Origin of the sequence: Sphingobacterium sp. UBA1897 (assembly GCF_002337775.1) — a bacterium.
Classification (GTDB): domain Bacteria; phylum Bacteroidota; class Bacteroidia; order Sphingobacteriales; family Sphingobacteriaceae; genus Sphingobacterium; species Sphingobacterium siyangense.
On sequence record NZ_DDGR01000004.1, the window covers coordinates 54,853 to 65,487 of the forward strand.

General features: G+C 40.3%; 9 protein-coding genes. 6 read left to right on the forward strand and 3 right to left on the reverse strand.

All coding sequences use genetic code 11. From position 1 onward, the window contains the following. Window positions 1-176: 176 nt before the first annotated feature. Complete coding sequence (locus B4N43_RS02975; protein ID WP_286732684.1) at window positions 177-2,207, reverse strand: M3 family metallopeptidase; 2,031 nt, start codon at window positions 2,205-2,207, stop codon at window positions 177-179. 96 nt (window positions 2,208-2,303) lie between these two features. On the opposite strand from B4N43_RS02975, the gene B4N43_RS02980 reads away from it, so the two are divergent. After that, window positions 2,304-2,831 (forward strand): hypothetical protein, encoded by a 528-nt coding sequence (locus tag B4N43_RS02980; protein ID WP_286732686.1) that lies wholly within the window; start codon window positions 2,304-2,306, stop codon window positions 2,829-2,831. Window positions 2,832-2,949: 118 nt separating this feature from the next. Here the strand turns inward: B4N43_RS02980 and B4N43_RS02985 are convergent, their stop codons facing one another. After that, window positions 2,950-4,155 (reverse strand): pyridoxal phosphate-dependent aminotransferase, encoded by a 1,206-nt coding sequence (locus B4N43_RS02985; RefSeq protein ID WP_232475608.1) that lies wholly within the window; start codon window positions 4,153-4,155, stop codon window positions 2,950-2,952. Window positions 4,156-4,422: 267 nt separating this feature from the next. On the opposite strand from B4N43_RS02985, the gene B4N43_RS02990 reads away from it, so the two are divergent. The 4 genes from B4N43_RS02990 to B4N43_RS03005 all read left to right on the forward strand — a co-directional run bounded on the left by B4N43_RS02990 (window position 4,423) and on the right by B4N43_RS03005 (window position 8,928). Further along, window positions 4,423-5,412 carry a cation diffusion facilitator family transporter gene (locus B4N43_RS02990; RefSeq protein WP_088162836.1) on the forward strand — a complete coding sequence of 330 codons (990 nt, stop codon included), beginning with the start codon at window positions 4,423-4,425 and terminating at the stop codon, window positions 5,410-5,412. A 144-nt stretch (window positions 5,413-5,556) separates the two neighbouring features. Further along, window positions 5,557-7,347, forward strand: coding sequence for a translation elongation factor 4 (gene lepA / locus B4N43_RS02995; protein ID WP_120333313.1), 1,791 nt, complete (start codon window positions 5,557-5,559; stop codon window positions 7,345-7,347). 64 nt (window positions 7,348-7,411) lie between these two features. After that, the gene (locus tag B4N43_RS03000; RefSeq protein ID WP_286732690.1) at window positions 7,412-8,299 is read left to right on the forward strand and encodes a bifunctional 5,10-methylenetetrahydrofolate dehydrogenase/5,10-methenyltetrahydrofolate cyclohydrolase; all 888 of its coding nucleotides are present in this window, start codon (window positions 7,412-7,414) and stop codon (window positions 8,297-8,299) included. An 86-nt stretch (window positions 8,300-8,385) separates the two neighbouring features. Next, the gene (locus B4N43_RS03005) at window positions 8,386-8,928 is read left to right on the forward strand and encodes a hypothetical protein (RefSeq protein WP_115046770.1); all 543 of its coding nucleotides are present in this window, start codon (window positions 8,386-8,388) and stop codon (window positions 8,926-8,928) included. A gap of 95 nt (window positions 8,929-9,023) precedes the next feature. Here B4N43_RS03005 and B4N43_RS03010 read toward each other — a convergent pair whose 3' ends face one another. Then, window positions 9,024-9,893 (reverse strand): serine hydrolase, encoded by an 870-nt coding sequence (locus tag B4N43_RS03010; protein ID WP_286732691.1) that lies wholly within the window; start codon window positions 9,891-9,893, stop codon window positions 9,024-9,026. A gap of 156 nt (window positions 9,894-10,049) precedes the next feature. On the opposite strand from B4N43_RS03010, the gene B4N43_RS03015 reads away from it, so the two are divergent. Further along, window positions 10,050-10,592: a DUF1543 domain-containing protein gene (locus tag B4N43_RS03015; protein WP_198385983.1), complete on the forward strand. Its 543-nt coding sequence runs from the start codon at window positions 10,050-10,052 to the stop codon at window positions 10,590-10,592. Window positions 10,593-10,635: the final 43 nt, after the last annotated feature.

The window sequence follows — 10,635 nt, forward strand, 5'->3', positions numbered from 1 at the left end:
ATGGAAAACAAATGATGCTTTAATAAAATAGCTTAAGAATTGAACCTGATTTGATTGGCTGAGTGTTCTGTTACTTTTACAGGGATTTTGATAGGGAGGAAGTTCTTGATGGATTTATGTTTCCAATAAAAAAGCTGGATATAAAATCCAGCTTTTTTATTATTTGATCAATCTAATTATTTGATCAATCCAGCTCTTTTCAACAAAGGTTCTACCGAAGGTTCTTGTCCGCGGAAACGTTTGTAAAGGACCATTGGATGTTCGGTTCCACCTTTTGAAAGAATATTATCCTTGAATTTGGTTGCGATTTCCTGATTGAAAATGCCGTTTTGTTTAAAGTAGTCAAATGCATCGGCATCCAGTACTTCGGCCCATTTGTAGCTGTAATAGCCCGAAGAATAACCGCCATTGAAAATATGGGAGAAGGCCGTGCTCATGGCATTTTCCTTGACATCGGGATAGAGTTTTGTTGAGGCAAACTGTTCATCTTCGAATGCTTTCAGATCCGAGATCGCTGTTGGATCCTGTCCATGCCAGCCCATATCCAATAGACCAAAGCTCAATTGGCGCATTGTTGCCATACCCTCAAGAAATGAAGCGCTTTCGCGGATCTTTTCGACAAGTTCAATCGGGATCACTTCGCCAGTTTCATAGTGTTTGGCAAATAGCTCAAGAGCTTCTTTTTCGTAGCACCAGTTTTCCATCACCTGACTCGGTAACTCGACAAAATCCCAATATACAGAGGTTCCAGATAGTGTAGGATAAGTGCTGTCAGCTAGCATACCATGTAAGGCATGTCCAAATTCGTGAAATAATGTGGTCACTTCCTGAAAGGTCAACAGCGAAGGTTTTGAAGCTGTAGGACGCGTAAAATTGCAAACAATGGAGACATGCGGACGTTCTTGTTTACCCTGTTGAATGTACTGTGGTTTGAAAGATGTCATCCAGGCCCCATTTCTCTTTCCTTTACGTGGGAAGAAATCGGCATAGAAGATAGCGACTAATTCACCGTTGTCTTTACTGACCTCAAATGTTTGTACTTCTTCGTGGTAGGTATCTATTGTATCGACTTCCTTGAAGTTGATGCCAAACAAGCGATGGGCTACTTCAAATGCACCTTGTAAGACATTTTCGAGTTTGAAATAAGGTTTGAGCTTTTCATCGTCCAGATTAAAGCGTTCTTGTTTCAACTTTTCGGCATAATAGGCACCATCCCATTTTTCCAATTGGTCTATGCCATGCATGTTTTTTGCAAACTGGGATAATTCTGCAAATTCTTTCACTGCTGCTGGTTTCGCTTTTCCAAGGAGGTCGTTTAGGAATTCGGTGACTTTGCTTGGGTTTTGCGCCATACGTTCGGCAAGGACAAAGTCTGCATGGGTGGCGTAGCCTAATAATTTGGCCCGTTCGAAGCGCAGTTTTACAATTTTAAGGACATTGTCCACGTTGTTGTGCTCGTTGTCCTGAAAAGCTTTACGGCCTGCGGCGAGGGTAATTTCTTTGCGAAGTTCTCGATTGTCGGCATAAGTGACAAAAGGAAGATAGCTCGGGAAATCCAGGGTAAAAAGCCAGCCTTCTTTTTCGTTGGCTTTAGCCAAAGCATGGGCAGCTTCTACAGCACCCTCCGGAAGTCCAGCAAGATCTTTTTCGTCTGTTACCAACAGCTGATAGGCATTGGTTTCGGCCAGGACATTCTCCCCGAATTTCAATTTTAAAAGTGATAGCTCGGCATCTATTTCGCGGAGTTTTTCTTTCTGTTCATCATTTAAAAGTGCGCCGTTGCGTACAAAATCCTTATAGGATTTTTCCAATAAGGTGGTTTGCTCTGCCGTTAATGTCAGTTGATCCTTCTGATCGTATACAGCCTTAACCCTTTTGAAAAGATCGAAATTTAAGGTGATATCATTGCCTAAAGCAGATAGTTTTGGGGCGACATCCTGTGCGATCTTTTCGAGATCAGCATTGGTTTCAGCGGAATGGAGATTGAAAAAGATATTGGACAAACGATCTAGTGTCTGTCCAGAGTAGGACATAGCAGCGATGGTATTGTCAAAAGTTGCCGTTTCGGGATTGTTGACGATAGCATCGACTTCATCTTTTGTCTTCTGAATAGCTTCATCAAATGAGGGAATATAATCTTCGTTTTTTATCTGTGAAAACGGAGCCGTGTCGTGCTGCGTTTTAAATTTCTCTGTTAAAATACTCATAGGAGTAAATGTAATAAATATTTGGCTGAAGCGCCAAAATCATTGTGAATTATGTGCTATGGATGATATTTTCCAAAAAATGGGTATCTTCGAAGCATGAAATTGAAATCTATTTATCTCCGGATGTTAGCGATCGGACTAGTTCTGATCATGACCCTGGAGCTACATGCGCAGCAGTACTGTGATTCCCTGAAAAAGGAGGTCCCAGCGTTCTGTAAGCTTCTGGATGGCGATGCAAGGGTGGAGTTCCCAAAAGATTATGCTAAAATCGCTGCTTGTATGGAGATTGATTCCGTCACGGAGATGCTGCTGGGCTATGATATGGTCAAGATGAAAGCCTTACAATTGCAAAAGGTAAAAAGTAGGCTTTTCACTTACGGTGACTGGATGGATATGGTGGTGGAACTGAAAACGAGCAAGGAATACCGCAATGCCGTGCAGATGATGGAGTTGGTTCAGAACAAGATCAATCGTGCGGACTGGGATCAATTGTTGAAGTTGATGAAAGAGAGTATGTTACCTAGTCATCTCGAGGCTCTTGAGCTGGACAGGGTAGAGAAAATGCTTTTTGACCCGAAGAATAAGGGTAAGAAATTCATCGAGGTGATGGAGCACATCAAATAAAAGGACGTATTTGAATATACCGTTGTGGAAAATAAAGGGAGATTGATACAACTGGGATTGATAAAAAAATGGGCTATCCAATTTTCTTGGATAGCCCATTCAGTATACTGTGTATTGATTATGCTAATTTGCCTAATGCTTCTTTGATTCTTTTTAAAGCTTCGATCAAACTTTCGTCTGAGGCCGCATAAGACAAGCGGATGTAATTGTCGTTACCGAATGAATCTCCACCTACTGTAGCTACGTGACCAACATTCAATAAGTACAATGCCAAATCAGATGAGTTTTTAATGACATTACCATCTTGGTCTTTTTTACCAAAGAACGAAGAGATTTCTGGGAAGAAATAGAATGCACCCTCTGGAAGATTTGTTCTTACGCCAGGGATTTCAGTCAATAGATCGTATACCAATTGGCGACGACGAGCGAAAGCTTCTTTCATTTTGTTGACAGATTCTAATCCTTGTTCATAAGCGACGATACCCGCACGTTGAGAAATTGAACATGTACCTGAGGTTGTCTGTCCTTGTAATTTATCATTCGCGGCAGCAATGGTTTTGTTGGCAGCGATATAACCTAAACGCCATCCCGTCATTGCAAATGCTTTTGAAAAGCCATTGATGATAATTACTCTATCTTTGATGCTTTCAAATTGTGCGATGGATTCGTGTTTGTCTACAAAGTTGATATGTTCGTAGATTTCATCGGATAGGATAAATACCTGTGGATGTTTTTCGAAAACTTCGGCTAATGCAGCCAATTCATCTTTGCTGTAAACTGTTCCTGTAGGGTTGTTTGGCGAAGAGAACATAAACAATTTGGTTTTTGGTGTAATTGCCGCTTCCAATTGTGCTGGTGTAATCTTAAAGTTATTGTCGATCTCTGTATTGATAAATACCGATTTTCCTTCTGCTAAAACGACCATTTCGGAGTATGATACCCAATATGGTGTTGGGATAATTACCTCATCACCTGGGTTGATCAAAGTCAAAATTACATTAGACAGGGATTGTTTCGCACCTGTAGAAACAACAATTTGAGAGATATCATAATCTAAATTGTTTTCTGTCTTCAACTTGTTTACAATTGCCTGGCGCAATTCAGGGTATCCCGGTACCGGCGAATAACGCGTCCAGTTTTCATCTAGGGCTTTCTTCGCTGCATCTTTTACATGCTCAGGGGTGTTGAAATCAGGTTCACCTACGCTAAGGCTAATTACATTAACGCCTTTTGCTGCTAATTCGCGGCCCAACTTGGTCATTTTAAGTGTAGCCGATTCGGACAAATTATTTATCCTGTCTGATAAGTATGATGATGTGCTCATGGTAAGACAAAGATATTATATACGTTGCAAATAATCTTCTTTATTTTTGAGAATTTACAAAGAAAAGTAGCTCTTTTATTGAGCTTTTTTAATAAAAGGGCTGTTGAAGCGATTTAGCACAGTTATTTAATTGATCCCTGACGTTGGATGTTCAAAACTAATCGTTCTGATTTGTCGTTATATCTTTACCTTTGCGCTCACAAAAATGCTGGCTAGTCCTCATTTCATCATTAGCTCATAGAAGGTTTCATATAGAAGATAAGCATCATGTCAAGACAAAGAAGATTGGTTTTATTATCGCTTTTTACGGGAATAGGTTTGATGATTGTGAAGTTTTTTGCCTACTTTTTAACGGACTCCAGTGCAATCTTTACAGATGCGGCAGAGAGTATCGTTAATGTGATTGCTTCGGGTTTTGCATTTTATAGTATTTATCTTTCGGCGCAGCCTAAGGATGAGAATCATCCCTACGGGCATGGTAAAGTGGAATTCTTTTCGGTGTTTTTAGAAGGTGGACTTATTTTTATTGCTGGCGCCATTATCTTAGCCAAGGCTTGTTACAATCTTTTCTTTCCTGCAGCGTTAACACACCTTGAACAAGGGATTTATCTGATCGGTATTACATCTGTGATAAATTTTGCAGTAGGATTCTATATCATGAAGCGTGGACGTGCATTGGGGTCTATTACCTTGGTGGCGGATGGAAAACATCTGCAGGTAGATGCCTATAGTACGGTCGGATTGATACTGGGTTTATTATTGATGAGACTGACAGGTTTCCAATGGATCGATGTGGTCATTTCAATTGTACTGGGGCTTTTTATCCTCTTCAATGGTTATAAGCTACTTCGCCAATCGATCGGTGGATTGATGGATGAATCGGATACAGCGCTCGTACAGGATGTCGTCGAAATCTTGGAGCGCAATCGGAAAGATGAATGGATTGATGTTCATAATCTTCGTGTACAGCGCTATGGGAACGAACTCCATGTAGATTGCCATCTCACACTACCCCGTTACCTTGACTTGATCCAGGTGCATGATGAAATTTCTGCTGTAGATAAGATTGTCAATAAGGAAATGTCGGTACGGACCGAATTTTTCGTTCATGCGGATCCTTGTCTTCCACAGTGCTGCCAATATTGTCAGGTCGGCAATTGTCCAATTCGTTCGGAGCAATTTCGGGAACGAATTTCTTGGGACACAGACAATGTTACACGAAATCAGAAACATTTTTTATATGCTATTGCTGAATAGCGAATACAGTTTCTACCGTTCTTAACAGGAATAGTGTCTAGTCTGATTTCTTCGCGTATAGTAAACTAAAAAAAAGCTAGTTTATATAAATATATATAAAAAAAGGTATCTTTGCCTTTTAGCAAAAGAGTTTAAAAATCCTATATGAAGCACATTCGTAATTTCTGTATTATTGCGCATATTGACCATGGCAAAAGTACTTTGGCAGACCGCCTTTTAGAGTATACCAATACCATCAGTCAGCGTGAGGCACAGGCACAATTACTTGATAATATGGATTTGGAACGTGAACGTGGTATTACGATCAAGAGTCACGCCATCCAAATGAATTATAAAAGAGATGGTCAGGAATATATCTTGAACCTGATTGATACCCCGGGACACGTGGATTTTTCTTATGAGGTGTCGCGTTCAATTGCTGCCTGCGAGGGCGCTTTATTGATCGTTGATGCATCTCAAGGTATTCAGGCGCAAACGATTTCAAATTTATATCTAGCGTTGGAACATGATTTGGAAATCATCCCAATTCTTAACAAAATGGACCTTCCTGGTGCTATGCCGGAAGAAGTCAAAGATCAGATTGTGGATTTGATCGGTGGTGACCGCAATGCGATTATTCCTGCATCTGGTAAAACAGGTCTTGGTGTTCCAGATATTTTGGAAGCTATTGTGGACCGTATTCCACATCCAGTGGGTGATCCTGATGGACCTTTGCAAGCCTTGATTTTTGACTCTGTTTTCAACTCATTCCGTGGTATCATGGCTTATTTTAAAGTTGAAAATGGTGAAATCCGCAAAGGCGACCGCGTGAAATTTGTTGCTACTGGGAAAGAATATTTTGCCGATGAAATTGGTACACTGAAGTTGAATCAAGTACCCAAAGAAGTCATTAAGACCGGTGATGTAGGTTATATTATCTCTGGTATCAAGGAGGCACGTGAAGTGAAAGTAGGAGATACCATTACGCATAAAGATCGTCCTTGTTCTGAGGCTATCCAAGGGTTTGAAGAGGTGAAACCGATGGTCTTTGCGGGTATTTATCCTGTAGATACGGAGGATTACGAGGAGTTGCGTGAATCGATGCACCGTTTGCAGCTAAACGATGCTTCTTTGGTGTTTGAACCAGAGTCGTCGGCAGCCTTGGGTTTCGGTTTCCGTTGTGGTTTCTTGGGTATGCTTCACATGGAGATTATTCAAGAGCGCCTAGAGCGCGAGTTTGATATGACGGTGATCACGACAGTTCCCAACGTATCCTATAAGGCCTATATGACCAAAGATAAAGAGGAAGTGATCGTACATAATCCTTCAGATCTACCGGATCCAAGTAAATTGGATTCAATCGAAGAGCCATATATCAAAGCTAATATTATTACGAAATCGGATTTCGTTGGACCAATTATGTCACTTTGTATCCAGAAACGCGGTACGATCATGAACCAGCATTATTTGACTTCAGATCGTGTTGAATTGGTTTTTGAAATGCCAATGGGAGAAATTGTATTTGACTTTTATGATAAATTGAAAACAATCTCTAAAGGATACGCTTCATTTGATTACCACCAGATTGGTTATCGCAAGTCAGATTTGGTAAAACTGGATATTCGATTGAACGATGAACCTGTAGATGCCTTATCATCGTTGATACATCGGAGCAACGCGTATGATTTTGGTAAAAAGATCTGTGAAAAACTAAAAGAACTGTTACCACGTCAACAATTTGAAATTCGTATCCAAGCGTCAATCGGTGCAAAGATTATTGCCCGGGAGACGATCTCAGCTTTACGTAAAGATGTTACGGCAAAATGTTATGGTGGTGATATCTCCCGGAAGCGTAAGCTTTTGGAAAAACAAAAGAAAGGTAAGAAACGCATGCGTCAGGTTGGGAACGTAGAGATTCCGCAATCTGCATTTATGGCGGTATTGAAATTAGATTAATCAAAATAACACAATAATAAAGGAGCTCTTGGGCTCCTTTTAAATACAATAAAATCTCCTAAACATGAATCTATTAGATGGTAAACTAGTTTCCGAAAAAATTAAAGAGCAAATTGCGTTAGATGCGGCTGAATTTACTACACAGACTGGTCGTAAGCCTCATCTGGTTGCTATCCTTGTGGGGAATGATGGTGGTAGCGAAACCTATGTAGCTAGCAAAATGCGCAACTGTCAACTGGTTGGCTTTGAATCAACAAACGTTCGTTATGATGAAAACATAACAGAGGATGAATTGATCGCTAAGGTCAAAGAAATCAATCAGGATGAGTCTATCGATGGTTTGATTGTGCAGTTGCCTTTACCAAAACATATTGATCCGGATAAAGTTACCGAAGCAATTGATTACCGCAAAGATGTGGATGGTTTCCATCCGATCAACCTCGGACGTATGCAACGTAATCTTCCTTGTTTTATTCCAGCTACGCCATATGGTATTATGTTGATGTTGGATTATTATAAGATCGATACAGCAGGCAAGCACGCCGTAGTGGTTGGAAGAAGCAATATCGTAGGATCGCCAATGAGTATCTTACTGGCTCGTAATTCCAATCCAGGTAATTGTACTGTGACATTAACACATAGTCGCACAAAAGACCTTAAAACAGAGGTTTTGCGTGGTGATATCGTTGTTGCGGCAATCGGGAAGAAAAATTTTGTTACAGCAGACATGGTTAAAGATGGGGCAGTAGTAATTGATGTCGGTATTAATAGAGAAACTTCTACAGCAACGAAATCTGGTTTTAAGCTATATGGGGATGTTGATTTTGAAAATGTTGCTCCTAAAGCATCCTGGATTACACCTGTACCGGGGGGGGTTGGTTTAATGACGATCGTCGGTTTGTTGAAAAATACACTGGAAGCTGCGAAAGGAACGATCTATCCGAAGCAATAATTTTGTCTATTTGGCATAGAAGTTGTAAATTGATGTATGCGTGCTCTGATGGGCCGTTGAAAACTACACTCATAAATCAATTTATAATGAAGAAAATTGCACTTTTAGCAGTCGTAGCAGGAGCATTGGTAATGTCTTCTTGCAACAATTCGGAGAAAAAAGACACTACAGCGACAGATTCGGCAAAAACAGTCGGTGAGCATGTAGATGCGGCAATCGCAGATTTAAAAAATGCGGAAGAAAATGCCCGTTTGAAAGCAGAGCAGGCGAAAAAGGATTTGGATGAAGCTATCGCGAAAGGCGATAAAGCCGCCGAGGAAAAGGCTCGAGCTGCTTCTGAAGAAGCTAACACAGCTTGGGAGAAAACCAAGGATGCTTTGCGTAATGCTGGAGAGGATGTAAAAGAGGGATTGAAAGATGCAAAAGATGCGACAGTAGATGCGACAAATACAGCTGTTGATAAAACAAAAGATGCTGCAAAAGATGTCGCTGACGGTACGAAGAAAGTTGCAAATGATGTTGCTACCGGAACCAAGGAGGCCGCTAAAGATGTAAAAGATGCTTCCAAAAAAGTAGGTGACGATATTAGTCGGAAAGCTAAAAATGTAGGTGAAGCGTTGAAAAATTAGTTGACGTATTTCATTTGAACTATAGGGAAGGGGGGCACTTTTTTGAGTGCCTCCCCTTTTTATATCACATCTTTATAACATTGACTTAAATAGGCTTATTGGTAGTAATCCCATAACAATTTGGAAAGTTTACGGGTAAGTACCTCTGCTTCATTTGTTTTTCCCCAGCTTTTATCTGTATTGTTCTTGGTGAAAATACTGAAAACGTAATCTCCTTTCGGTGCATTGACCAAAATGACCTCATTGCGTACGTCATCTAAAGAGCCTGTTTTTGAAGCTGTTTTAACAGTGGATGGGATTTGCGATAGCCCTCTTTCATCATAGAACATGTTGCCCATAAAACGATACATCTGATCGGAAGATTTTGGGGATACAACTTTGCCTTGTCGGATTAGTGTGACCAAGTCGGCCATTTCTTTTGGTGTAGTCTGGCCCCAACCATATCTTTCCCAATCTGACTTCCGTCCCTCTGTCTGTGAGTTGACACGCGTCTGGGTTAATTGAAGCTCGCTCATTAATTTATTGATCGCGACACCTCCTCCCGCAAGGTTTTGATTCCAAATGCTGGTTACATTATCACTATAAGATAGCATAAGCGCAACCAAGGTTTTCAGATCAACTTGTGTACTGTCCTTAAAAAATTGCATTAGCCCTGAGCCGCCATATCGTTGACTAGCACGGTAGAGCAGTTGCTGATCAAGTTGTAGTTCACCTTTTTCAATTTTATCAAAGATGCCGACTAAAATGGGGATTTTGACAATACTTGCCGTCGGGAAAATGCTGTCGCCCTGGATGTTGACTTCTTTGTTTTTTTTGAGATGGTGTACATAAATGCCGACATCGCCTTGAAAACCCTGAATCAGCTGTTTAATCTGTGATTCGAGTTTTTTATCGGTAGCGGCTTTTTGACCAAAGGACAGTAATGATAAGAATAGTAACGCAAATGATAGGAATATTTTGTGCATTGTGAAGATATAATATATGTTAAATGTGGTGGATAATAGTTATTTTTATTGTTTATAGGGCTTAAGTTATGAAATATCCATGATTCGTACGCACAGACATCGATGAAAAATAAACTGGATATTCTAGCACGGACATTGAAAGACTGATTTTTGACTATGAAATTATTTATGATTTTGATCGGTTGTAAACCGAAAAATAGGCGGACAGAACAGCATGACATTTTCTTTGGTATTGGTAATGAGCTCAAGGATTTTGTCGATCCCATTAAAGATTTTTGGCCCGAGGCTGACGGTAAAATTCACATTGATGCGTACCGTATTGTCCATAAGATTGGGGAATATGAGATCAAGGTTACTGAAAGGGGGAATGAACAGGCTATTGATTCGGAATTGAAGTTGTTTTTTGTCAATTTAGGTGGCTACAAACCGAATGAATTTGACGAGTTCCATTACAAAGAACTTATTGTAGCATCTAGTTTGGCCAAGGCGACTGAAAAGGCAAAACGCACTGTTTTTTGGAAGCACCACAGTTCGGCACATATCGATGATAAGTACGGTTTGGATGTTGATGATATTTATGAGATAGAAGATTTGCTATTACCTCATGATAAAGAGCTGTATAGTATTCAAATTACGCCAAAGATCGGTCTAGAAGAAGATACCATTGCGAATGGATATTTTAAACTGAATGCGCTGTAATAAGAATGTGTTATTGGATTTCTTAAACATAAAAAAGGCTTCT

Excerpts from the sequence above, each read along its gene's own strand:
- B4N43_RS02975 (WP_286732684.1), bottom strand. The coding sequence starts at position 2,207 with ATGAGTATTTTAACAGAGAAATTTAAAACGCAGCACGACACGGCTCCG.
- B4N43_RS02980 (WP_286732686.1), top strand. The coding sequence starts at position 2,304 with ATGAAATTGAAATCTATTTATCTCCGGATGTTAGCGATCGGACTAGTT.
- B4N43_RS02985 (WP_232475608.1), bottom strand. The coding sequence starts at position 4,155 with ATGAGCACATCATCATACTTATCAGACAGGATAAATAATTTGTCCGAA.
- B4N43_RS02990 (WP_088162836.1), top strand. The coding sequence starts at position 4,423 with ATGTCAAGACAAAGAAGATTGGTTTTATTATCGCTTTTTACGGGAATA.
- lepA (WP_120333313.1), top strand. The coding sequence starts at position 5,557 with ATGAAGCACATTCGTAATTTCTGTATTATTGCGCATATTGACCATGGC.
- B4N43_RS03000 (WP_286732690.1), top strand. The coding sequence starts at position 7,412 with ATGAATCTATTAGATGGTAAACTAGTTTCCGAAAAAATTAAAGAGCAA.
- B4N43_RS03005 (WP_115046770.1), top strand. The coding sequence starts at position 8,386 with ATGAAGAAAATTGCACTTTTAGCAGTCGTAGCAGGAGCATTGGTAATG.
- B4N43_RS03010 (WP_286732691.1), bottom strand. The coding sequence starts at position 9,893 with ATGCACAAAATATTCCTATCATTTGCGTTACTATTCTTATCATTACTG.
- B4N43_RS03015 (WP_198385983.1), top strand. The coding sequence starts at position 10,050 with ATGAAATTATTTATGATTTTGATCGGTTGTAAACCGAAAAATAGGCGG.